The 23,992-nt window shown below is 37.8% G+C and carries 27 protein-coding genes and 2 pseudogenes; 17 read left to right on the forward strand and 12 right to left on the reverse strand.

The window, feature by feature from the left end; genetic code table 11:
• Window positions 1–213 precede the first annotated feature (213 nt).
• Both MK805_RS01840 and MK805_RS01845 read left to right on the forward strand, forming a co-directional pair.
• Window positions 214–555 (forward strand): EthD family reductase, encoded by a 342-nt coding sequence (locus tag MK805_RS01840; protein WP_240873497.1) that lies wholly within the window; start codon window positions 214–216, stop codon window positions 553–555.
• A 327-nt stretch (window positions 556–882) separates the two neighbouring features.
• On the forward strand, window positions 883–1,293 hold the full coding sequence (locus tag MK805_RS01845; RefSeq protein ID WP_240873498.1) for a hypothetical protein: 411 nt from the start codon (window positions 883–885) through the stop codon (window positions 1,291–1,293).
• Window positions 1,294–1,353: 60 nt separating this feature from the next.
• Here the strand turns inward: MK805_RS01845 and MK805_RS01850 are convergent, their stop codons facing one another.
• Window positions 1,354–2,223: a DUF6612 family protein gene (locus MK805_RS01850; protein ID WP_240873499.1), complete on the reverse strand. Its 870-nt coding sequence runs from the start codon at window positions 2,221–2,223 to the stop codon at window positions 1,354–1,356.
• A 284-nt stretch (window positions 2,224–2,507) separates the two neighbouring features.
• Between MK805_RS01850 and MK805_RS01855 the strand changes: the two genes are divergently transcribed.
• The gene (locus MK805_RS01855) at window positions 2,508–3,797 is read left to right on the forward strand and encodes a CsxC family protein (RefSeq protein WP_240873500.1); all 1,290 of its coding nucleotides are present in this window, start codon (window positions 2,508–2,510) and stop codon (window positions 3,795–3,797) included.
• A 165-nt stretch (window positions 3,798–3,962) separates the two neighbouring features.
• Here the strand turns inward: MK805_RS01855 and MK805_RS01860 are convergent, their stop codons facing one another.
• From MK805_RS01860 to MK805_RS01870, 3 genes are all read right to left on the reverse strand, one after another.
• Window positions 3,963–4,412: a DoxX family protein gene (locus tag MK805_RS01860; protein WP_240873501.1), complete on the reverse strand. Its 450-nt coding sequence runs from the start codon at window positions 4,410–4,412 to the stop codon at window positions 3,963–3,965.
• A 132-nt stretch (window positions 4,413–4,544) separates the two neighbouring features.
• Window positions 4,545–5,009, reverse strand: a complete 465-nt coding sequence (locus MK805_RS01865; protein WP_240873502.1) for a phage tail protein — start codon at window positions 5,007–5,009, stop codon at window positions 4,545–4,547.
• Window positions 5,010–5,026: 17 nt separating this feature from the next.
• Entirely contained in the window at window positions 5,027–5,500 is a 474-nt protein-coding gene (locus MK805_RS01870) for a GyrI-like domain-containing protein (RefSeq protein WP_240873503.1), read from the reverse strand.
• 98 nt (window positions 5,501–5,598) lie between these two features.
• Between MK805_RS01870 and MK805_RS01875 the strand changes: the two genes are divergently transcribed.
• Both MK805_RS01875 and MK805_RS01880 read left to right on the forward strand, forming a co-directional pair.
• Window positions 5,599–6,561 carry a helix-turn-helix transcriptional regulator gene (locus tag MK805_RS01875; RefSeq protein ID WP_240873504.1) on the forward strand — a complete coding sequence of 321 codons (963 nt, stop codon included), beginning with the start codon at window positions 5,599–5,601 and terminating at the stop codon, window positions 6,559–6,561.
• 201 nt (window positions 6,562–6,762) lie between these two features.
• On the forward strand, window positions 6,763–7,536 hold the full coding sequence (locus MK805_RS01880; protein ID WP_240873505.1) for a type 1 glutamine amidotransferase: 774 nt from the start codon (window positions 6,763–6,765) through the stop codon (window positions 7,534–7,536).
• A gap of 221 nt (window positions 7,537–7,757) precedes the next feature.
• On the opposite strand, the gene MK805_RS01885 is transcribed toward MK805_RS01880, so the two are convergent.
• Window positions 7,758–7,895 (reverse strand): hypothetical protein, encoded by a 138-nt coding sequence (locus tag MK805_RS01885; protein WP_420833038.1) that lies wholly within the window; start codon window positions 7,893–7,895, stop codon window positions 7,758–7,760.
• Between the two features lie 369 nt (window positions 7,896–8,264).
• Between MK805_RS01885 and MK805_RS01890 the strand changes: the two genes are divergently transcribed.
• The 10 genes and pseudogenes from MK805_RS01890 to MK805_RS01935 all read left to right on the forward strand — a co-directional run.
• Entirely contained in the window at window positions 8,265–9,761 is a 1,497-nt protein-coding gene (locus tag MK805_RS01890; RefSeq protein ID WP_240873506.1) for a malate:quinone oxidoreductase, read from the forward strand.
• A 335-nt stretch (window positions 9,762–10,096) separates the two neighbouring features.
• Window positions 10,097–10,300 (forward strand): annotated as a pseudogene (locus MK805_RS01895) (RNA polymerase subunit sigma-70); the annotation flags it as partial.
• A 235-nt stretch (window positions 10,301–10,535) separates the two neighbouring features.
• Entirely contained in the window at window positions 10,536–10,877 is a 342-nt protein-coding gene (locus tag MK805_RS01900) for a nucleotidyltransferase domain-containing protein (RefSeq protein WP_240873507.1), read from the forward strand.
• Window positions 10,864–11,178, forward strand: coding sequence for a HEPN domain-containing protein (locus tag MK805_RS01905; protein WP_240873508.1), 315 nt, complete (start codon window positions 10,864–10,866; stop codon window positions 11,176–11,178). Before MK805_RS01900 ends, MK805_RS01905 begins: the two co-directional genes overlap by 14 nt.
• Window positions 11,179–11,497: 319 nt before the next feature.
• Entirely contained in the window at window positions 11,498–11,680 is a 183-nt protein-coding gene (locus tag MK805_RS01910; RefSeq protein WP_240873509.1) for a hypothetical protein, read from the forward strand.
• A 130-nt stretch (window positions 11,681–11,810) separates the two neighbouring features.
• Window positions 11,811–11,978, forward strand: a complete 168-nt coding sequence (locus MK805_RS01915) for a hypothetical protein (protein ID WP_240873510.1) — start codon at window positions 11,811–11,813, stop codon at window positions 11,976–11,978.
• A 312-nt stretch (window positions 11,979–12,290) separates the two neighbouring features.
• Window positions 12,291–12,647 (forward strand): ATP-binding protein, encoded by a 357-nt coding sequence (locus tag MK805_RS01920; RefSeq protein WP_476712901.1) that lies wholly within the window; start codon window positions 12,291–12,293, stop codon window positions 12,645–12,647.
• 441 nt (window positions 12,648–13,088) lie between these two features.
• The gene (locus MK805_RS01925) at window positions 13,089–13,256 is read left to right on the forward strand and encodes a hypothetical protein (RefSeq protein WP_240873511.1); all 168 of its coding nucleotides are present in this window, start codon (window positions 13,089–13,091) and stop codon (window positions 13,254–13,256) included.
• Window positions 13,257–13,289: 33 nt separating this feature from the next.
• Window positions 13,290–14,909 carry a recombinase family protein gene (locus MK805_RS17990; protein ID WP_240873512.1) on the forward strand — a complete coding sequence of 540 codons (1,620 nt, stop codon included), beginning with the start codon at window positions 13,290–13,292 and terminating at the stop codon, window positions 14,907–14,909.
• A pseudogene (locus MK805_RS01935) lies at window positions 14,896–15,054 on the forward strand (sigma factor); the annotation flags it as partial. The gene MK805_RS17990 and the pseudogene MK805_RS01935, both read left to right, overlap by 14 nt.
• A gap of 467 nt (window positions 15,055–15,521) precedes the next feature.
• Here MK805_RS01935 and MK805_RS01940 read toward each other — a convergent pair.
• The 4 genes from MK805_RS01940 to MK805_RS01955 form a co-directional block, all read right to left on the reverse strand.
• Window positions 15,522–15,935, reverse strand: coding sequence for a hypothetical protein (locus MK805_RS01940; protein WP_240873513.1), 414 nt, complete (start codon window positions 15,933–15,935; stop codon window positions 15,522–15,524).
• A gap of 364 nt (window positions 15,936–16,299) precedes the next feature.
• Entirely contained in the window at window positions 16,300–17,082 is a 783-nt protein-coding gene (locus MK805_RS01945; protein WP_240873514.1) for a GntR family transcriptional regulator, read from the reverse strand.
• Window positions 17,083–17,096: 14 nt separating this feature from the next.
• The gene (locus tag MK805_RS01950; RefSeq protein ID WP_240873515.1) at window positions 17,097–17,567 is read right to left on the reverse strand and encodes an NUDIX domain-containing protein; all 471 of its coding nucleotides are present in this window, start codon (window positions 17,565–17,567) and stop codon (window positions 17,097–17,099) included.
• A 135-nt stretch (window positions 17,568–17,702) separates the two neighbouring features.
• Window positions 17,703–17,939 (reverse strand): hypothetical protein, encoded by a 237-nt coding sequence (locus MK805_RS01955; RefSeq protein WP_240873516.1) that lies wholly within the window; start codon window positions 17,937–17,939, stop codon window positions 17,703–17,705.
• A 461-nt stretch (window positions 17,940–18,400) separates the two neighbouring features.
• On the opposite strand from MK805_RS01955, the gene MK805_RS01960 reads away from it, so the two are divergent.
• Window positions 18,401–18,925 (forward strand): 3'-5' exoribonuclease domain-containing protein, encoded by a 525-nt coding sequence (locus tag MK805_RS01960; protein WP_240873517.1) that lies wholly within the window; start codon window positions 18,401–18,403, stop codon window positions 18,923–18,925.
• A 674-nt stretch (window positions 18,926–19,599) separates the two neighbouring features.
• Complete coding sequence (locus MK805_RS01965; protein WP_240873518.1) at window positions 19,600–21,123, forward strand: recombinase family protein; 1,524 nt, start codon at window positions 19,600–19,602, stop codon at window positions 21,121–21,123.
• Between the two features lie 530 nt (window positions 21,124–21,653).
• Here the strand turns inward: MK805_RS01965 and MK805_RS01970 are convergent.
• The 3 genes from MK805_RS01970 to MK805_RS01980 all read right to left on the reverse strand — a co-directional run bounded on the left by MK805_RS01970 (window position 21,654) and on the right by MK805_RS01980 (window position 23,898).
• Window positions 21,654–22,235 (reverse strand): hypothetical protein, encoded by a 582-nt coding sequence (locus tag MK805_RS01970; RefSeq protein ID WP_240873519.1) that lies wholly within the window; start codon window positions 22,233–22,235, stop codon window positions 21,654–21,656.
• 124 nt (window positions 22,236–22,359) lie between these two features.
• A complete protein-coding gene (locus MK805_RS01975; protein ID WP_240873520.1) occupies window positions 22,360–23,331 on the reverse strand; it encodes an NADP-dependent oxidoreductase in 972 nt (323 codons plus the stop codon).
• Window positions 23,332–23,466: 135 nt separating this feature from the next.
• Window positions 23,467–23,898: an RrF2 family transcriptional regulator gene (locus MK805_RS01980; RefSeq protein ID WP_240873521.1), complete on the reverse strand. Its 432-nt coding sequence runs from the start codon at window positions 23,896–23,898 to the stop codon at window positions 23,467–23,469.
• Window positions 23,899–23,992 lie beyond the last annotated feature (94 nt).

Here is a 23,992-nt window from a genome sequence, read left to right on the forward strand (position 1 = left end):
TCAATAGAAAATAATAGAAATTTGCACCAATTTATGCTTGAATATAGGGGATTATCCAGAAACCCAACGTTTAAGCCAGAAAATAGACAAAATTTATTTGTTACGATAGACGAAATGTTGTGCTATTTTTAGTAAAATGTAGCTTAATTCCTTTAATTTTAAGATTCATTCTTTTCTTATCAAAAATATTAAATTAAGGAGAATAGGAAGACTATGTTCTACAAAATAGTTACCATGTATGGGAATATGGAAGACCCTGAAAGTTTTTATCATTTCTACCGCAATACAATGGTCCCCAAAATATTGAGTTTAGAAGGGGTATTGAAAATTAACGTAAATAGGCTCTTTTATGAGACTTTAGGCAAAGAGGAACCTAGTGACTCATATAAACCTAAGTATCATGTTATGGGGGAACTGTATGTAACCGATGTGCATTTATTTATGGAATCGTTTCGCAATAGTGATGCAGGTCAAATCGTTGCTTCCTTTCTTACAAAAGATGCTATTGATTATGCCAGTTTTTACACTGCATTTGAAGAAACATTTGAAAAGTAAATGGAAGAGAAGTGATCCAAATATCTTTACGCGGATCACTTTTTCTTTTGAGGAGATCAATCATGATAGAACTGGAAACAGGAATAGAGGTATCAAAATCAATTGCAAAAATGACTAAAAAATCAAGAAGAAATTTATTCCAAAATTATTTTCTCTTTCAATAAATGTAATGAATTACAATATAATTTAATTGATTTAATATTAGCTTTTTATTCTGTTTTCATATATAATGAGTTTCTAAGAGAGTTATCTCTAATCCATATCATTCATTTCTATTTACCTAGATTTTGTTACCGCTTACACTACAAACACCAGGAGGAAGACAGAATGAATTTAAAAAAGATCGCAGTTCCATTTCTTGGTTCTCTTTTTGCACTAGTGTTACCGCTTTCATCCGCATTTGCAGATTCAGCTGGATGGCAGTTGAAGACTTGGGAACAGGTACATTATAATTCCACTCTTGATTATTATATTACAGGTGTAGATAATGCACATGTCTCAGGGAATGTGTTAATATGCCTTCGCTCTGGCGGGGAAGCATATTTTTATGTGAAGGAATACGACCCAGATAATGCAGATGATTTTGTAACTTATACGTATCTTACCCCTACATCAAGTACCAATTCGACGGCTTGTAAAATGATTGATATCAGTAGTTATCAAGACGGATCTAATAATCAAGCTGAAATTTATGTTCAAACAACTAATAAGAACGCTGTATTTGCTATTTACGACTGATAACAAAACGACCTCTGACTTTTTCTCAGAGGTCGTTTTGTTTCTTTTTACATAAGATGTTCAATTAACTTGATCTTGTGTGGTGAGTGCCTCTTTTGGAACCGTAATCGATTTTGCACCAAATTTAAAATTATGTGTTTGGTACTCATCTGTCTTGATCACATCTCCAGTTTTTGCTGCAGCATCGATCGAAGAAACCTCATGTTGTTCTACTTTCTGTGTAAGAAGGGTGTACTTATCTATCGTCACTTTTATGGTAGAAAGGGGTATTTTTTCTATGACACTGACATCCACAAATCCTTTGCCACCTTTGCCAGAACCCATGATACTTGTATTTTCCTCTTGATTGGTCAAAGTAAGTTCAAGTACATATGCATTTTGTGTTTGTGTGAGCTTTACTTGTTTTTGTTTGGCTTTTAAGTTTGTTAATAAATAGGTTGGATCTAGAAAATTGGGACTTTCATACAACGTTTCGGAAAGGGTGGAATTTGTTGATTTTCCTTTTTCCCAATGATCAGAACCATTTGCGTCCCAATTGAAATAACGTTTATAAAGGGCACCATTTTTTACATATATTTCTGTTTGGGTGTCAGGTTCTTTTTCTTTATCAGTGGTTCGCTCTGCATGAATACGTTCATAGAGATGGTACTGATTGCGATCAATGAAGGTAAAAGATATCGTATCAGCCTTTACGATATGATTGCGATAATCGGAATTTTTATTTTCTTCGTCAGAAGTGTATTTCTTTGTGTACTCTACTTGAAAACTTTTCATCTTTTCCATAGCTGCTGTTGATTTATCAATTGCCTCTGACACGGAAGTGATCGGTTTGGGTGGATTCTTTTTGGGAATAACTGAGGATTTTGCATGAGAAGAACAAGCACTTAACAGGAATAAAATAGCAATGCAAGGTATGGTCCATTTTTTCATCGTGACAGCTACTCCTTTTTTAGGGATAACCCTATTATAGGCATAGCCAGAGGAATTAGTATATAATCATTCCATTTCATTTAGATTTGAAATTGGAATTAGGTGGGATGTAAAAAGAAATCCAATATAACAACAAAAGAAAATGGAACAGAAAGTAGATGTTATCTTTTTGGTATTGAAATTTGCTTTATAAAATAGAGATACTAGCCCTCTCTCTTTTTTATACCAAGAATATACTATCTTAAAATCTTGTAATCTCAATCGGATAGAGAGAGGGAATAAATATGAGAAGATTTGTTCCAAAATGTCATATTGTTCAATTTGAAGTTTGCAATCCAGTACAACCAGCAAAAAAACCACCACCAATGCCACCGCCACCTCCACCACCATCGGGATGTAAAGTAGTTCAGAACCGTATAGAAATGGGCTGCCCTAATGTTGCGACTTTTCCGAAAACGATGAAAGTGCCTGTTGTTCTTGCTGAACTAGAACTACAAATGTGTATAGATGTAGATATTACTTTAGAGCAGCCTGCATTGGAGATTAAGAGGGTAGAAAAAGATGTTTCTTTGGATGAATGCAAATTAGTTCCTACTTCACGCGAGAATCACTTTAAACTTTTTATATCAGGTTTTATTCGCAAGAATATTGAATATGCTACTGCCAGACCTGGTTCCACAAATGCTAGTGCGATTTGTGGCAGTATTCTCCATACTACTGCTCATGTTCCATTCAGTTGTTGTACGGAAGTTACATTTGAGGGAAAACTTTTCCCTGATTTTTTTGCATCAAGTGAATCTGAAGCTAGATTTTTAGATAAGAGTGGTAGGAGGTCTAAGCTTGATCAAAAATTATTCGGTCATTCCGTTCATTATAATGAGCAACCATACTGTGAACTAGAAGCCTTTGAAATTAATGAATTCGATCTTGCGAAATTAAATGCGTCTGCTCCTTTGCCTAATATCCCTAATGAACGTATTTTTATAACAGTCCAAGAAAAGATTGTATTAGATCTACTGATAAAAATTCTACAACGTCAGCAAATTCCTATCCCTTGTAAGCATGAAGAAGAATGTGAGCGATGGGAATGTGAGCATGACCATGATGATGACTGTTGTCATGAGAAAAAGTGTAAGAAGCACAAGAAGAAGTGTAAGCATGACCATGATAATGATGATGAATGTTGTGATCATGATCATGAAGAAGAAGAGGAATGTTGTGATCATGGTCATGAAAAAAAATGTAAAAAAAAGCGTAGGAAGAAGTGCGAGTATGACTGCGATGAAGAAGAGGAATGTGAAAATAGATGGGATTGTGAGTATGACCATGAAGAAGAGGAATACTGTGATCATGGATATGATGTAAAGTGTAAAAAGAATGAGAAAAAGTTTGAGCATGATCATGAAGAAGAAGAGGAATGTTATGATCATGGTCATGAAAAAAAGTGTAATAAGAAACGCGAGATAAAGTCTTATGATGAGAGCGAGAGTAAATGTGATCATAGACATAAAATAAAAAGTAAAAAGAAAGGCGTAGGGAATAGTATAAGGAAATATAGAAAAAAACGTAAATAAGACTGTTGAGATTGTCTCAAGAGTCTTTTGTTTTTATGTTCATGATTGATAACTGTGTCTCGATCATGGTAACAGCGGAAGTCGAAACCAAACGCATTGTCATCATGGGGATAAATGGATAAATTCAGGATTTGAAAAATAAAACACAACTCGTTATTTTTTCAGTTATTGTTTACTATCATGAAGTACTAGATTTTGTTTCTGTGCATGTGTTTCCGTATTACCAAGCAAACTCCCTAAGATGCGGCTTTCTGGTCTCAATGCCCATGAAGCCATATTGAGTGCAGCATAGAAAAGCGGAAGGAGAAAATGAAACCCATAATCACCATAATCGTTAGCAAACACATGAGAGAAAGCCGCACCAGTCATTAAAAAGAAGATACCTGCGTGAGCCCATTCTTTAAGCCGAGGAAAACCTGGAAAGACGATCGCCATGACTCCAAGTATTTTCCAAACTCCAAGAATGTTCATGATGTATAACGGGTATCCAATATTCTTTACTAACTCGACATTTCCTCCTAATTTCATCAGTTGACCAATACCACTTAACAAAATGGATACTGCAAGTAGTGATGTGACGGTCCAATAAGCAGTCATTTTTCCTCTTGTTTTCATCTTTTGATCCCTTCCTTAACTATTGAGTGAAAATTATAATAATTTCTAGGGAGCGAAAGCTATTTTCACTTCGAGAGGAAATAGCTTTCACTCCTTTCATGAACAATAAATGGCTGGATTGTTCCGCTTACTTTAATATTCTCCTTTGATTACAAAAAACGAGCCCCGAATTGTTCCTGCTAGTTTAGACTTTTGTCTAGCAAATTTAAATTTTCCCTCTAACTCCTTTGGTACCTCCATTCCTTCTGAAAGCTTAAAACCAACAGCTCGTTTCTTCGGGTTATCAACGGTATACATAACGTTGATCGCAAGACCATCCTCATAAAAGACGTAGGTAAATTTGATATTTTCTACTTGAAAACTCGACGTTTCTAAAGGTTTGGCTGCAAACTCAATATCACGTTCTTCTTTCAAAATTCGGTTCACATAATCAAGAGTCTCTTGGCTTTCGCTAGCTGGTACAACTTTAAATTCATGCTTGTATTTGTTCATAAAATAACGGGCTTCATTCGCACGTAAACCAGCAAGCGCTTCTGCTACAGGCGAAGACTCTAAACCAACCGTAGAAACATTTTTAAAATCAACGATATAGGACATTTCCAATTCTCCTTTCATTATTTCCTAACAACAGGAATCCACATTTCACCAATAACCAAGCCGTTTCGCTGTCCCATCTCAACCATTGCATTTGGCCCGCCAACATAGGCAAAATTCTTTGCTTCTGGCAGCACTTGACCGAAGGCAAGACCTTCAAGTTTATGATTCAGTTCACTAGCCGTCTTCCCTTCCCCTTTTACTACTAGGTATTCCCCTTTAGGAAATTGGATAATTCTAGCCTCTTCTGGTGCTGATACTGATTCATCTGTCATAACACCGGCATAATACATCATCTTGTTATTCACCGCTTCGTTCACAGCAAAAATGTAGTCATTTGTGGCTATGGCTTTTAACGTGTCGAGTGTTCCATTTTGGCTGACAGCTTGCCAAAAGTCTGCCTTTTTCTTGTCCATACCAGCATAATCTGTAAGCTCTGTTCCAATACCTACAACGGTAAAGCTGTCTTTTTCTTCTAGGGTATAATCTGTCATATTCAATACCTTCCTTTTTTAATGAATTGTTTTCTTTGCTTGATAGGTATATGATAGCTTTAAATCATGTCAAAAAATGATACTGTTTAGGAGTCCCAATGAAAAAAGTTGAACGGATTAATATCATCATGCGGTATATCAACAATCGCTCCCACTTTACCATTTCTGAAATCATGCGGGAATTTAACATCTCTCGCTCGACAGCTATTCGAGATATCAGAGAAATTGAAGCCATGGGGATGCCTCTCGTCTCTGAAGTTGGAAGAGATGGGGGTTATTTTGTCATGCACAATTCTGTTTTGCCTGTTGTTCGTTTTACCGATAATGAGGTCAAAGCACTTTTTATTGCCTTTATGGCCACAAGAAATCAACAACTCCCCTATCTAAAGAGTCGCCAATCTTTAGCTGAAAAATTACTAGGACTCATCTCAGAAAATCAGCAAGATGACCTCGTTCTATTAAATCAAATCTTACTTTTTGAAGGGACTAATCCCCATAATCCTGATCTACTTGAGCTTTCAGACCTCCCTCATCCCATGTTAGAAAAACTCATCCAAATCCTTCTATTGGACAGCTATTTATGGATTACTATCAAAGAAGAGAAGGGAATAAAGTCTTATCCCATTTATCTCTTACACCTTTATCATGAAAAAAGCTTTTGGATGATCGAAGGCGTTGATTTAAAGGAAGAAAAGAAGAAGATATTTTCTGTTGATCATCTTATCGATGTTGAAACCTGCTCGACGAAAAAAAGATTAAGTAAGAAAAAGATTTTAGAAAAACTAAGTAAAGAAGAAGAACGAACCAACTTTGTCCTTGAACTTGGTCCAAAAGCGATTGCCCAGTTCAAAAAATACCATCCTTTAAAAGTTTCACTTTCCTATACAAATCCTTTTCAAACTACAGCCATTCTAAAGACTTTTATCAATGTGAATAATTCCGAAGAATTGACTGAAATAATAAATTGGCTGCTTTTTCTAGGTGAGGATATCAAGGTTAGGGAAGTGCCGGAAGAAATCTTAGAAGATGTACAAGAGAGATTAAGGTTATACTGTCCATAACAGTTGTCAGTTACCCCTTATTTTTGTTGATTGGTATGACTTGTGCCCAAGGCTTAGGTGCACATCTGCGCTTTTGGAACGAATAATGCAACAGGCTCTTATGGAAATCTGTAAATATATTTTTTCATAGAATACCTTTCTACGGTATAATTTGGATCAGGCAAGTGAAGTAGGGAGCCAAATGGCAGCTCTAATAAAAGAATGTTAGATTACATAAAAACCGTTCTAATATTTCTTGAAAGGAGTAAAAAATTGCACATTCACTTTGTTATTCATGAATTGTTTGAGGGTCCTGGAGCATTTCAAATATGGGCTGAGACCAGAGGATACAGTATTGGTTATTCAAGAGTTTATGCTGGTGAAAAACTCCCATTATCCATAGAAGGAATTGATCTATTAATTGTTTTAGGTGGTCCCCAGAGTCCGAGTACTACGGTTGAAGAGTGTCCGCACTTTGATGCGGTTTCAGAAATAGCATTGATAAATAAATGTATAAAAGCTGGTAAGGCTGTATTAGGGGTTTGTTTGGGAGCACAGCTTATTGGGGAAGCCTTGGGAGCTAAGTACGAACATAGTCCCGAAAAAGAAATAGGCTGTTTTCCCATAACTCTAACAGAAGAAGGGAAGCGAAGTTGTAAATTTTCCCACTTCGGCAGTCCTGCTGTTGTCGGTCACTGGCACAATGATATGCCAGGGTTAACCGAAGAATGCAAGGTAATAGCCTATAGTGAAGCCTGTCCGAGGCAGATTATTGAATACCAAAACCTAGTTTATGGCTTCCAATGCCATTTGGAGTTCAATCATGAATTGATGGAGCTTCTGATTGAGAATTCAGTAGCTGAATTATCCAAATCAAGTGATCACAGGTTCGTTCAGCAACCAGAACAACTTCGAAAAAATGATTATAAAGTAATGAATGAGAACTTATTTATATTTTTAGACAAACTCGTAATGGACTATACAAAATCTGAGTAACGGATGAAATTCAACTGGGACAGAGGGAGTTATTAGCAATTGGCTCCCTGATTCACCTGTCATCTAACAAAAAACACATAATCTCTATGCGCAGAGATCATGTGTTTTTTCTATTGCTACAAGGTGATTTCTTTCTATATTTTGAATCAGGAAATGCTATTTACCCAGTTGTAAGAGTAGCTTCCAGCATAGCGACACTATCTTTTATAGGTGTACTATTTTTAGACTAATGGTTTTATTATTTCAATCTCTATCTTTCCAAATTTTTCTGGTCTTCCTCTTACTCTAGCAACAATTTTTCTTACTGCGAATCTTTCTTGAATCAAGTTTCTTTCAAATTCAGCAAAAACTGCAAACAATGGTACATAAGTTGTTCTATTTCATTGGGACTTCTTGAATACTTGCTCCTTGTTTATAAAAATTATATCGTCCATAAAGATTAGTACGCCATAGGAAATTGAACTTATTTATAGTTGTTTGTAAAATAGAAGGTGAAGTATTGATCTCGTCCAAGTTTGGAAAGTCATGAGCAACATTTTATGGAGTTAGATGCCACAACAAAGAACCTTACAGATTCAAATAATGATTTGTTTAAAGATATTTCATTCTACAAGTAATTGTAATACGCTATGATATGGTCATATGGTGACAGAAAGGTGTGTGACTACGATTAGCTTGATGTAGCAACTTCATCTTTTCTGCAAATTTCAGGTAAAAGGTTGGTAAAAATGAGTAACAGAGAAACGAAAACAGATGTGATTTTAATTGGTGCAGGAATCATGAGTGCGACTTTGGGGACACTCTTGAAAGAATTAGTACCAGAATGGAAAATTACAGTGTTTGAGAAGCTTTCAAACGCAGGACAGGAAAGCTCTAACGAATGGAATAATGCAGGAACAGGACATGCGGCATTGTGCGAGCTTAACTACACGGTCGAAAAATCGGATGGATCTGTAGATATTAGTAAAGCGATAAAAATAAATGAACAGTTTCAGCTTTCCATGCAGTTTTGGTCTTATCTTGTAAATAAAAAGCTGATAAATAATCCACATGATTTTATCATGCCCTTACCTCATATGAGTTTTGTACAGGGAGAAAAAGATGTAATGTTTTTAAAGAAACGTTTTGAAGCGTTGTCGAACAACCCCCAATACCAAGATATGGAATTTTCTGATGATCCGGAAAAACTGATGGAGTGGATCCCGCTTATCATGCAAGGTCGTGCATCGAATGAACCTATTGCCGCAACAAAAATAGATTCAGGAACAGATGTCAACTTTGGTGCTTTAACTCGCAGGTTATTTGCCCACTTAGGGAGTAAAAATGTCGATATTCACTATAAACATTGTGTGAATAATATCAAACGTACAAGCGACGGATTGTGGGAATTAAAAGTGCGGAATCTCGAAAGTGGAGATCTAGAACGTCATACTGCAAAATTTGTCTTTATAGGAGGAGGAGGAGGAAGCCTACATTTACTGCAAAAATCCGGTATTCCAGAAGGAAAGCATATTGGCGGATTTCCAGTAAGTGGAATATTTATGGTTTGCAATAATCCTGATATTATCGCTCAGCATCATGCAAAAGTATACGGCAAAGCTAAGGTTGGTGCACCACCAATGTCTGTTCCGCATCTGGATACCAGATATATCGAAAATAAAAAATCGTTACTATTTGGGCCATTTGCCGGCTTCTCACCAAAGTTTTTAAAAACAGGTTCCATGTTTGACTTAGTAACTTCCATAAAACCAAATAATGTTCTAACAATGTTGGCGGCAGGTGCAAAAGAGATGTCACTGACGAAATACCTGATTCAACAAGTGATGCAATCGAAAGAACAGCGTATGGAAGAATTACGTGAGTTTATCCCGAATGCTAAAAGCGAGGATTGGGATTTAGTAGTAGCAGGACAACGTGTACAAGTTATCAAAGATACTGCTAATGGCAAAGGAACGCTTCAATTCGGAACGGAAGTAATTACTGCCGCTGATGGTTCGATTGCAGCATTACTAGGTGCTTCTCCGGGTGCTTCTACAGCCGTTCACGTGATGCTTGAAGTCATCAAAAGGTGTTTCCCTCATCAGATGAAAGAATGGGAACCGAAAATCAAAGAAATGATTCCCTCTTATGGTATGTCTTTGGTGGAAAACCCATCACTTCTGCACGAAATTCATACTTTAACAGCGCAGGCGCTAGGTCTAAGTGAAAAAGCAGCTGGTTTTTAGCCATCTTTGGAAAAAACCAAGGGGCATGAAGATTTAGTCAGGAGTCTTCATGTGCTTTTTCCCTTTACAAACACTCCTTCTCTATGAGGATTAGGAAACAGTACACCAATTTTAGATCGGTTTAAAATTTCCCCCTAGTTGACATCTATTAGATGGACGCTTGGGGGATTGCTTATTTACTAAATAATTTGAAAAACATGATCCATGAGAGCTTTTCGTTAGGTTACTTAGGAATATGAACATAACGGTTTATACCCATATTCTGATACCTCCCTGCATAAAAATAAGGATGTCAATTATAAATGAAAACATGTACAAGAAGCAGGGAGGTAACTATGCCAGGGATCATAACTGCTTTATCTCTTCTTATCAAAGAGATGATGGTTTTTGTTTCGTTTATTAAAAGCAATGCTTTTCCACAACCATTGTCCGAGCAAGAAGAAGAACTAAACTTAAAAAAGATGGCAGAGGGAGACAGCTTTGCTCGGAATCTTTTAATTGAACACAATTTACGCTTAGTGGCTCACATTGTAAAGAGATTGGGAACATGAAACGATGTAAAAAAATTGTGATGAATGCTGGGTTTGAGCTAGTAGTTGTCCCAGCTTCGAAGAACAATGTGGTGTGGGAGAGAAGAAGATTTTAGAGGAGAGGAAACAAAGGGTTAAACTTGAGTGAAAATGGGACAAGCAGTGAGCAAATGAATAATCCAGTTTGTAGTTTTTTGGAAACATGTTAGAATGAGGATAAGTTTTAGTCGGAGGTGGTATCAAAATGTCCCTACAAATGAGCGAAACGGATCAAAAAGCAATCAGAGAACTATACTCTGCCATTAAAAATGAATTTAAAGTAACTAAAATATTGCTGTTTGGTTCTAGAGCTAGAGGAGATGCTGATGCTTACTCTGATATTGATTTACTTGTATTGACGGAAAAGCCAAGAGACATAAAAGATCGCTATAAATTATCGGATATTGCAGCAGATATCAATATTGATTATGGTGTAGCAATTAGTTGTTTATACATGAATGAACAAGATTGGGAGCAGGAACTGGATATCAATCCTCTACTAAAGAAAAATATTCAGGAAGAGGGGATTGAACTTGTCTTACAGTGATAAAGCCAAACAAGCGATGCTTCGAAAAGCAGCAGAAAAGTTAGATTCTGCCAAAGATGATTATAAATCAGCAAGGTATGATAGCTGTATCAGCAATCTATACTATTCAGCGTTCCAGACAGTTACATCTTTACTTATTGCCCGAGGAGATTTGCTGAGTAAACATACACATGTACGAGCATTTGTAAACAGAGAATTAGCAAGTAAGGGTTTGATTGATAAATCACTGGCCAAATTATACAATAAACTAATGGATCTTCGTTCTGATGCGGATTACAACAGCGATGTTTTTTTTGATTAGGAAATAGCACAAGACCTTTTGACCGGGGTAGAGAAATTCAATCAAGCAATTATGCAGATCATACAGAACCAAGGAAAATGACTGTTAGTCAAATATTACAGTGATCCTATCTTATTTTTAGGGATTGCTTTTTTATTTTGAGGAGAATATCAAACATGATATTACATGAATTGAATCAAAAGTTAGGAAATTATTATAAAATTAGAAACATGAAAAAGCACCAATTTTGTGATAAGCACATCCTAGAAGAAAAATATGTAGAATGTCAATGTGGAGGACAAGGAATTATTGAATCTGTATTTGATAGAAGGAGTTAACCATGAAACAAGTCATAATCCTTAAGGAATATTCAGAGCATGAGCTTCAAAATCAGATAAATAGCTGGATTACAGCGAATCACAAAAAGTATAGTATTTTGGATATTAAATTTGTTGGGATTGACAAAGGAAATCACTCAGATTTCGCAGCGATGATTATCTATGAGAAGAAGAATAGCAACTGAACGACGAGTCGTGATTTATCCTATAAATGGAAATAACCCTGCGGACTAGAGAGCGAACTGTCTCACTTCTCTATTATGATTACAGGAGGTTATTACTTGAAGCAAAACAAACAATTAGGTATAAAAATTAGTGGCACTATCTTTTGCAGAGGATGGACATACAAACATTAATCATGATGAATTTTTGGATAAATTTATTGAATTTGTGGAGAAAAATAATTGGTTGTTTGGAGGAGGAACAAAGCAAGTTGATAAAGATGGAGAGGCAGTAAAAAAAAGAAATATCTGTTATCCATAAACTACTGCTGACAAGATCAAAGTTAAGACCAAATCGCTTCTGTGTCATCACAGTACTAGTCAATTGCAAGCCGCCTACACTCATAATACGATCAATTGATACTCGCGCGTGAGATTACAGTGTCGATTCTATCGGTTACTCCTTTATATGGTGTAGCCTCTTTGCCATATTAGATATTATTTATCTACAGCGTTATTGATTACATCCCTATCCGTATAAAAAGAAAATTACACGTTTAAGCCAATATTAGAAAAAGTATAACTAAAAAAAACTCATCATACATTGCTGTAGAAAGCTTATTCATCTGTATTTATTGATGTAACTCAATTATTTGGTATCACAAAGAGTACATTTAAGGATGGGAACCGAAAGACAGATCAAGATTACATTGAGGCAGCAATCAAAGCAGATCTATTAACTCTAGATGAAATTGGTCTATCTGCTTTAACCGATTATGAATTTCGCATTTTGTTTCAAATTATAAATGGAAGAAAAGGTAAACTCACCAACTTTACTAGCAATCTTAATTTAGATCGGCTAGAGAGTTGGTTTTCTTATGATCGAAATGGTAAACCATTGGATGCTGATGGAAGATTGTTTGATCGATTAGTGGGAGTACATTGCCTATTGCTATTCAAACGAATTCTTATCGAAAGTATCAAGCATTAGAACGAGTAAAAGCGATGCAAAGGGATTATTGAAAAAAAGGAGTCTAGCGGGAAAAAGGACTGGTTAATTTGTTAAAGTGGTGACCTGCACCTTCGCTAGAAGGATCAAAGGTACAGGTCTGGTACCTCAGTAAGTTATTTCAGAGGGTACCTTAACCCTTAGGAGGATAAGGAGGTTGTATGGGCTTTTGTGGCATGGGCTTTGGAGAACCCGGCCTACTTGTTCCGCCCGGCTTCTTATTCACTGATAAACTCCTATGGATTCAAAGCCATCATTGGCTCGTATATTTTAGCAATACAAAACAAATTGAGCTAGTGGAAAAAAGATCCTAATTTTAGTATTAGAGTTTAATGTAAGATCATTTGGCAACAAATTTCTCAAAACATAGGACAAACGTAAAGATTCATACATTTGTATATATCAAATAAAGGCGGTGTTTGGATGAAACGAAAAACAGATCCCGTCCAATTTGTATGGGTTCAAAACCAGCATGAGAATCATTCAGCAGAGTTAAAAGAATCTCTAGAAGCAAAGAAGCGAGTGATTCAAGTATTGATGGAAATGGCACTAACAGAGCAACAAGAAAAGCCCATTCATCTGCTTGGATAAAAAAGTACTTTAAATGGAGAGGAGGGAAGAGGAGTGAAAACAGCCGTCTACGCTCGTGTATCTACAGGATTACAGGCAGTAGAAGGGACGAGTTTGGATACGCAGGTGGAGATGTGTACAGAAAAGGCACATGCATTAGGGTTATATCAGTTAGAGATTTACAGAGAATCCGGTGCATCAGGGGAAGATATCGAGCGGCCAGAGATGGACCGTCTTCGGCAGGATATCGCACAGGGGAAAATAGGTAAAGTGATATGTGTTCATCCTGACCGCTTAAGTCGTAATTTAGTGGATAAATTGATCGTATGTGGAGAGTTTGACCGTCACGAAGTAGAACTTATTTTTTGTGATGCAGAATATCAAAATACACCAGAAGGCCAGTTGTTTTTCAATATGCAATCTGCTATTGCTCAATATGAGTTATCGATGATTCGAAAGCGAACAAGCAGAGGAAGATTAAAGGCGGTCGAGAAACAAAAGAAGATTATGCCGATGCGTTCTGCTCCTTTTGGTTATGATTTGGTTGATGCGCAGCTGATGATCAATGATACAGAAGCAAAGGTTGTTCGTCAAATATACAAGTGGTATGTGTATCAGCATCTTACGTATCGAGAGATTGGCCACAAATTAGGTCAATTGGGTATATTACCAAAGCGAAAAGAGAGTAAAAATTGGAATCGATCGTCTATTTATCGAATTTTATCGAGTGAAGTATATATAGGAATCTACCGTTATAATCGCCGCAAAGTGAAGAAACTGAAAGGAGAAAAAACAAGCAATGGGAATCCAAAAAAAACATATGAATACAGGGATGCTTCCCAGTGGATTTCCGCCGAAGTTCCAGCTATTATTGATAAAACCCTATTTGAATTAGCACAGCGGCAGAAGGAAAAGAATACGACCAACAAAGGGAATAACCGATTTTCGTATTTGTTCAAAGGAATGATCCGCTGTGGTCATTGTGGACGAATGTGGAGCGGTACGACTTACTCTGGTAGAATAAATAAGCAAACAGGGAGAAAAGAGCGGTATCGCTGTTACCGATGTCCCAATAAAAACCCTCGGAAATTTGGCGCAAGTGTGGAAATATGCCCAACGAAAACGCTTCGTGCAGAAGTGATAGAAGAATATATATGGAATTTTATCATTCGTTCCATTGTTGATAAAGATGAGATTGTGAATCAGCTAAAAGAAGCATCAACTCAGCATGACCAGAGATTAGTCGATACGATAGAGGCAATGAAAAAACGGATCACCGAAAGGGAGAAAGAGCGGGAAAAAGTAAAGATTATGTTTGCCCGTGATGTGATCACCGAAGACGAAATGTTTCGTGATTTGAGTAAAATAAACAAAGATATCAACAGTTTGCAGACAGAGCTACAAAAGCTCCAGTATCATCTAAAGGTACAGCAAACAAATGAAGAAGAGAAAGAACGACTAAAATTGGTGATTGATTTCTTAGGAAGGTTAGTGGAGAAGGAAACGGATATTCCGTTTGAAAAGAAAAGGTATATCATTCAATCTTTGATCGACGAGATCATCCTAACTTTTGATGAAAATCAAAGCAACTGTGAAGTAACCTGTGTTGGACACTTGGACACATTACTCGGTCGAATTGACATCGTTTCACGTTCACAACATGAAAAAATTTGAGAATACAGGAGAAGATGCAGAAGATCTTATATCCATTGGGACGATTGGTTTAATTAAAGCGATTGAATCCTTTCAACCAAACAAAGGAACCAAGTTAGCAACCTATGCTGCTAGGTGCATTGAAAATGATATTCTAATGTCAATAGTGGTGCGTAAGCAGGGCCTAGATAAATTGATGGTTCCATGTGAATGCCTTCGACACTCACACGGAACCGAGAATCCTGCTGGACGGTCTTATGGACGAGGAGTTTGAGACGCCTCCAAATCCTTGTCGAGTTCACGGAGAACTTCTTGCCTTTGCTGTGGAGTCATCTCCCTCAAGGCTTGCTGAGTTTCCGCATACACAGCAGGATCCGGGGATAGAACCCCATCCCTCAACTTTTCCAGGAGTAAGGCACCAATTCGCACATTGAGGGGCCAATCTGGGAATTACTTATAAATCAAGTTAATGTTCAGTAAAAAAGATGTGGTCATTTAACTGTTCATTGAATATCGAACAGAGTAAATGACCACATCTTTTGTTAAAAAACGTTAATTTAAAGATCGGTTGACCATATACAAACAACCTCAGTTTTGGTTACAGAAAAAAATACAGATGTTATACTTTAAGTATTACCACATGATATAGTTAGCCAAAGATCCATCCCCATCACATTTGTTATTGTTGTTAAAACTGTACCAGTAGTTATCGTCACATTGTAGATAGAGTCGATACTGATTAGTTAAACCATAAATTTTGCCACTATAAACCCCTTGACTGGTTCGTTTTCCTCGTTTAATAATAACTCCTGTTTTTGTATCTTTTATATACCATTTCATGTCGATATTATTGTGTGTGGCAACTTGCCATACGATCATATGTTTGGAAGTCACGGATAATGCTTGTGAGTAAGCGTGATTACGTGTTTTGTAAATACTAACATAAACAGACCAGTTACCTGTGGCAGCAAGAGTGTTGGATTGAATTGTAAAGACAAATACAAGTGCTAAAACGGCAGCAGTACAAGATATCCAGAATTTTTTCATAAATGTTCCCCTTTCATAATAATCTTTTCAGATTAACGCTAATTATATACTTTTAAAATATAATTTCATATAGAATTTGTGTATTTTATTATAATTTATCTACGCTAAGACATTCTACGAAATAAATTCGCTTAACGTAGGGTTTATTACAAAATGTTGGTGATACCCCAAGTAGGAACAGCCATTCTTCATTCGGTTATGTATTTTATTTCCAGAGTGGCCCCTCAATGTGCAAATCGGTGCCTTACCCCTTCCAGGTCCATAGATTTCTCCAAGGATCGATTAGCTGGACAATTACTACTGTATCACAATATATCAGTAGTCTATGGGCTCCATGTAAAAAAGCTAACACGAAATTAAAGTGTTAGCCTACATTTTTTCTATGAATTGAGTAAGTATAGGTAAAATCGTGTAAAGATGAATTAGCAATAATTTTGCTATACTCAAAAAGTACTTTTTCGTCTTTCCCGTTGATACCCCAAATCCAGCGATCCATTTCTACCACTGGATTAGTACGAGATATATTCAGTAATGAGCATTCTTGTTCATTCGGCATTCTACAATTTAAACTTTCTGTTACTTCGGATGCATGAAGACCTTTATAATCTCTTAACCAATCAAACAAAGGAATTTTATGATCTTCTTGTCCTTCCAGCTCTTTTGTCAGTGATCCTAATAAATAAGTGGTAAGGATCCGATATGGGATACGATCAACTACTTGAATTCGATATCGTTTAAGTACTTCTTCATCCGGTTTAATATTCATTTTCTTGCCGATTTCTACCCCGGCAGGTGTGATCTTAGATGGCTCCAGATAACGAATGGATACTTCTCTTCCTTGTTCTCTAGCAAGGTGAATGAATGATCCAACCTCTTGTAGTTCAGGACCACTGTTTTTTGGAAAGGAATCAACATTACCCATTGTCATTTTTTGTACTGGAAAGCGGACGAATGCCCCGCTATTGGGAACAATATCAATAAAATTTTCTTGTTGTAACCTTTGTAAAGCAGCACGAATTGTCCCCCGACTAGCTTTTAATTCTGTTGCTAAATTTCGCTCCGAAGGTAGCTTCTGTCCTGCTATATATTGATCTTTTATTTGATTTCGTAACACAGTTACCACTTCATCAAGTTTTGCTTTCTCCATTTCCTAATCCCCCCTTATCTTATAAATGCTGTTTCTCTCGATTCTAAATAATCATTGATTCGTACTCTCTGGGCTGGATGCATTTCAAGTTCTTCTATATTATTTAGCGAAATAAACTCTACTTCTTTTGATTCTGAACTTACTTCCATTGATCCACCTATGATTTGACAAGCAAAACATATGGAGAACTGTTGTCTTATTTCCCCATCTGAATAAGCAATGACATGCTTAGGATCAGTATAGATTCCAATGCATCTTAAAACTTCTACATCATATCCTGTTTCCTCTTTTACTTCTCGAATGATTGTCTCCTCGATCGATTCACCAATTTCCATTCCTCCTCCAGGTAAAGACCACAAATTATTATCCCGTCTCTTTTGTAAGAGAATTCTATTTTTGTCGTCTATAACAACAGCGGAGGCTGCTGGAACTATTGAATTTGGTTTTGGTGAATCGGCTTCGTGATAGTAGTCTTTTCGTCCCATAATATCCCTTCTTTTTTAAGTGATTTATACCAGATAAGGAAGTGAGGCGTATTACTTGGGAAAAACAGCCCTTATTCTTGGGATAGTTATCTTTTTTGTGGCACCAATAGACAACCCTATATGAATTGGCAAGCTTTATTCCCTTGGCGTGAAAAACTTCCCTTTATCTTCTTTGGGCATTTTTAGCAGTGTTTCCAAAGGTTTTTCATTCTCATTATTGCTATATCCATGGCTTTTGGGGTTCAGTACACTCCGGGGTTCTTCTATTTCTGGGATCGCCAAAGGCCACGGCGACAAGGAAATTAGATGAACACTCATGACCACAAACCCGTGGGGGGACTGACTTAGATTCGGCTTTAGTGTTTCGCCCATAAGCGATTCTCTAGCCTGTCTGAGCGGTTCCCGGTGCTAATAATGGAATACCCATAGAAAAAACAGGAAGGTAGCTTACCTCCCTGTTTTTGTTGTTTTATTCCGCAAACAAACTCTGATGTTGCTTTTTCTTCCACACAAATTGATAAAATACATATAGCAAGAACAGCTAAGAGGATTTTATTTAACGGATGAAGCAAGAGTGTTGGAGCTGATTGATAATAAGACAATTATTTGATTGGGTCGTTTTGTTATCTAGTCTTATTTAACAGAACAATTCAAGTGGACAAATAGATTTATTGATGAAAATTCTATTGATTCGGTATAATAAATTTAATCTCTGTTTGAAGCTCAGAGAAAAAAGCCCGTAGGGCCTTGTTTAATCGCAGTAACAATCCTTAGGGAAACCCGTAGGGTATAGGCTGGCACCAGACCAGCCAAAGACCCCGAAGGATTGCATCATGATGAACATCCAGTCTATCCGCGATGGAGTGTTCTTCGACTTGGAGTTCAATGGCCTGGAGATGATCTCCATCGGCTTTGTATCTCCGACGGAGGAGTACTACGCGGTGTCGGCTGAGGTCGACCAGCAGAAACTGCTGGCCGACCAGTTCCTGGTGGACAACGTCTGGGCGCATCTCCCCACAAGGGAAGGCTCGCTTGACCTGTTGCATCCCGATGTCAAGTCGTTGGAGATCATCGCCAACGACATCGAGGCGTACTTTGAGCGGAACAAGGGTCGTGAGTTGTGGGGATGGTGCCCCGCTTACGATAAGGTGATTCTCGATGGGATCTTTGGAGGTATGTTGAACTCCAAGGCCCCGATGTACGCACATGATGTCGAAACTGTCCGGCTTCTTCTCGGTAACCCCGAGCGGCCAGAGCAGAAGGCGGGTCTCCACAATTCCCTTGAGGATGCGCGGTACCAGCGCGACCTCGGGTTGTGGCTCGCCGACCGACTGGAGGAGAAGTTCGGTTTCCGATAGTCGGTACCGGGCAGTGTTGGTGGGGCAACCCACCAGCGCTCGCCCGGAGTCAAAAATAATACAAATTAAATAGATAAAGCTACTGATATTATGCTCCGTCAGTAGCTTTTTGCTGTGTTGCTGTAGAGTTAGTACCTAATGATACGATTATTCGGCGGATAGCAAACAGGAGGCGACGAGGTTTCATCCTAGGATTGATCCGCCCGAAGATTAGGTAACATCAACTGGTGTTGTTGCAGCCTTCCGCCTGATCTCTCCGACCTTGAGGAAGCTAGGGAGGAGGAAATGCAGATTCTTTAGCGATTCCCGCACCTTATCGCCGCTTGGACGGGTGATGATCTTCTCACCCACGCCGATCTGCAGCTCCTGTCAGCTCTGTGCGGAGGGACGTTAGTTCGGCTTTTCTGAAAGGAGACGAACAATGAAGAAATCTAAGTATCAAAACGTCATCAAATCCCATCATTAGAGAAAAACTTCAGATGAGATAGTGAATAGGGTATTTAATGATGCAGTTGATAGGCATCTGGCGCTGTAGGACAAGCATCTCTCGCATACCTATATATTAGGTGGTGATGAGATGCTTGTTGTTATGGTACAAGGTGAATTAGCGGACAAACTTCGCCGGAATTGCTACAATTTCCTTATCGAGAAATACAGAAGGGAGAAGTTATGCATTGATTGGAATTTACGCACGTGTGAGTACAGAAGAACAAGCGAAGAAGGGTTTCAGTCTCCAGGATCAGATAAAGGAATGCAGGAAGAAAGCAAACAGTTCAGAGATAATTGAATATATAGATGATGGTTTTTCTGGTGAGTTTATTGATCGTCCAGCACTTACGCAATTGAGGGAAGATGCCCGTAAAGGGTTGATAAACAAGGTTATCTGTCTCGATCCAGACCGTTTATCAAGAAAACTAATGAACCAGCTTATCATTACAGATGAATTAGATAAAAAAGAAATCAAGTTGGAATTTGTAAATGGTGAATATGCGAAAACTCCGGAAGGAAATTTATTTTATAGCCTCCGAGGTGCAATATCGGAGTTTGAGAAAGCAAAGATAAAAGAGCGTACAAGTCGAGGACGTAAAGAAAAAGCGAAACAAGGAAAAGTACTTCGAGATTTTATTATATATGGATATACATACAACAAGCAGACAGAACAATTAGAAATCAATGAGGAAGAAGCAAAAGTAGTAAAACTAATCTTCGATCTATTTACTAAACCGAATGATAAGGTAAAAGGAATAAATGGTATTGCAAAACTTCTCACAGCTCAAGGCATACCAACCAAAAGAGGTGCTAAAGTTTGGCATCGACAAGTGGTGCGGCAAATCATATTAAATCCTGTTTATATGGGCGAATTTTATCAGAATAAGTGGAATACAGAAGGGATGCTGGGTAACCAATTCCGCTCCAAGGAAGAAAAGGTATCCATGAAACTACGATCAAAAGAAGAATGGATAAAAATTTCTTGTCCTCCTATAGTTGATGAAGCTACTTATCACCATGCACAAAAATTAATAAAAGATTCGAGAAGACGTTTTGCGAAAGAGAGTTTATATTCGTATTTATTAAGCGGGCTATTACGTTGTGGGAAATGCGGTAATACCCTAACTGGAAGAAAGGCAAGAAATTGGGGTAAATACGAGTTTGAGTATACGGATAAGAAAAATTATTCTGGAGCAAAACATCCAGGTTGTGGTTTTCGTATGAAGTGTGAGGAACTGGATACATATGTTTGGAAACAGTTATTAGAGTGGTTGGATCAGCCAGATGAGATTACAGCTACTATTGCAGATCGACTCACTCCAGAAGATGAAATTGCAACATTTGAACAAGTAGAAATGGAAAGATTAGAGCGAGAGATTGAAAAGACGAAAAAGGCAAGGAAAAAGGTATTAAAACTATTTGCATATGCAGATGATGAGGACATGACAGAAGAGGAAATAAAACAATCCATTCGAGAGCTGAAGGATAAAGAAAACGAATTGAAACAGAAGTTGTTGAAGTTACAGCAGAAAGTGAAACAAGATGAGGAGCATCATTATACAGCGGAAGTATTGAGGGAAGCAGCGGAGTATTATTTAAGCAAAAAGGGTGAACAAGAGTTAACACTTGAAGACAAACAACATCTAATCCGCCAAGTGGTAAGGGAAATAGTGCTGTATGATGATCGTGTAGAAATCTACACGTTTTAAATATATTTCTAACTAAGTCATATAATGAGTGGCGATGGTGTTGTGCTAAGAATCTGTTGATATTCCAGTAAAACACCACCGTTGCCTCTTGCAGCTCGGATCTCTTCTTGATCGCGGACAGTCGATGATCAATACGTTCGAGTGCCCTCGTCCGCAACTTCAGATCGTTCGACTCTTCGATTTCCTTCAACTCCTTGAGCCCGTAGTAAGCTTCTTGGAGGTTGAGACTTCACCATGGAAATAGGAAGGTTATCCTAATTTCTGTAGTAGTGCATAACTACAGTGCAGATACGAACGTTCTTTATAAGGATCAGACTGTGTTCATATATAAAACACAGTCTGAAAATACTGGATAAACTTGAATTCTGTTCTTGAGGTGATCTTTTATTACTTGAGATCATTTTTCAACAAACCAACAAAAAATTAGCTATACTTTTAACCAGTTGTAAATATCCAGATGATGGGGGATGAATTTCAAATATGTATGATTCTGATCCCCCAAGCCCATTGAACTCAACAGTATTATTAATTTACTGTGTACTATCTAAGAAGACATGGTAGGCATCCAGGTATGCTGCAAGTAATAACGGCAGTGTAGGATGGGTTTCGTGCTCCATCAGACAGTATCGTTCGCTTTCCCAGATACTAGATCTTGTCCAGGAAGCTTTGATTTTGCTTGCGATATCCTTTCGTCCAAAAAGCCGTCCTCCTAGAGAATCATTTCGCTCGGTGCGCCAAGTCCAATAACGATTTCCCTCGATAGCACCAGCGGCTCCAAGCTCTTCGATTTGATGCGCCGTTTTAGCACGATCGACGTTCAACAGGATTGTGCGGGTCATCAGTGACATTGGACTCAACGACCAGCGTTCAGCTAGCATCGGGACTACTGGTTCTTCGCATATCAGAAGCCCATCTGTAGCTGATTCCGTAAGCTCATCTTGAAAGCATACTCGGATCTGAAATCGACCATTTTGACAAACTTCAGCAGCAAATGCGTCAATCTCCTCAAACGAACGAATACTGATATGGTGTCCTTCTTTATTGATATCGATCACCTCTCGCCAGTAGGAGTCTAGTGCAATCGTTACATATAGAAGAGACTTGTTTTTCATTGGGTAATTTAATCACACCTCACGAAATATTGAATAATTTGTAAACTATTTTTTTATCAAACCTAATTTCATCCCTTTCGAAGGATTAGGCAAAAATCCGCTAATTGGTGTATGTGATTAGTATTTATGATTTATCTATTTGCAAAACAATTTTTCCGCGTACGTGTCCAGTCTCCAACAATTGGTGTGCTTGACGAACCTGTTGAAGGGGAAGCACGGTTTGAATTTGAGTAGTAAGCATTCCCAAATCCACAATCTTGGCGATCTCAATCAATTGGGATGCGTTCGGTTGAACAGAAAAAAAGTAACTTTTAATCTCTTTTTCGATCGCGAGCTTACTGTTTAATTCAGACTCCAAATTTTTTACAATAGAAACAAAAGTACCCTGTGGTTTTAATACCCTTACAGAAGGTTCTAAACTTATATCAGCGCTTGTAGTCGGAATACCATATAAAACGAGATCTACTTCATTATCACCGACTACTGCTTCTAATGATTGGCTGGTGTAATCAATAATTGTATCTACACCGAGTTTGCGCAAAAATTCAACATTATTAGCTGAAGCTGTCCCAATGACATGTGCTCCTTTCCATTTTGCCAACTGTACTGCAATATGCCCTACACCACCGGAAGCTCCATGAATAAGGATAGTTTGACCCGACTGAAGATTTCCTTTATCAAAAAGAGCTTGCCACGCTGTAAGCGCGGGCATAGGCAGTGCAGCTGTTTGTAAATGATCCATTGAAGATGGTTTTAAGGCAATTTGGCTCACGGGTGCTGTGGTAAATTCCGCATATCCTCCTCCGATATAAGGGAATCGAATCATTCCATATACTTCATCCCCTATCTTAAAATCTGAAACACCTTTCCCGATTTCTACGATTTCTCCAGAAATATCATAGCCAAGAATAATTGGGAATGGATTCGAATCCCAGATCGATTTCGCTAAGCCTTGTCTTCCACGAAAATCAGCCGGATTCACACCTGCAGCATGCACGCGGATAAGCACTTCTTCAGAATCAGGTGCTGGTTTAGGAACCTCTTCAAAATTCAATGTATCGACATCTCCATATTGATGAATCTGTATAGCTTTCATAATAAGCCCTCCCGTTGATCGCCATTCGATATAATTGTTACTATTACAATCACAGTTTAATCCGATAACTGTTACTGTGTCAAGCTCAGTAAAAAGAAAAAAATAAAAAATCCCCTTTCACAAAAGAAAGGCGGATTATACAAGATGATCGATGATCGATTCTTGTTCGTCTAACATAGAAGCGATTGTATATTGTTCTAAAATAACGAGTAGAGCCGCTTCAAATTCATCAGATATTTGATTTAATATATACTGAACTTGTCTGTTTTCTTGCAGACTATCAGTCTTTTCTGATGGATTGACTTGTTTCACTGCAAGATATACTTCAGAAAGTTTAATATGATGAGCTGGTCGTGCAAGTCGATATCCACCTGATCGCCCTTCACGAGCATTCACAATGTTAGCGGGAAGAAGCTGGGACATTACTCTACGAAGAAATGCCGCGTGTGTTTTTAGTTCTTGCGCAATTGAACTACTAGAACAGGATCCATCCGATTCGGCAATTACTACTACGGCTTGAATCGCAATACGAAACCATTTGGGAATGGTAAATAAGTTTGAGTCCATGAAATCTACCTCCAGATCCATTGTAGCCACAATAATGCTCAGATTTCAATGATGATTGAACTTTACCTATCAACTATTATCGTTAATTTTGAAA

This window comes from Shimazuella soli, from assembly GCF_022511585.1.
Taxonomy (GTDB): Bacteria; Bacillota; Bacilli; order Thermoactinomycetales; family Thermoactinomycetaceae; genus Shimazuella; species Shimazuella soli.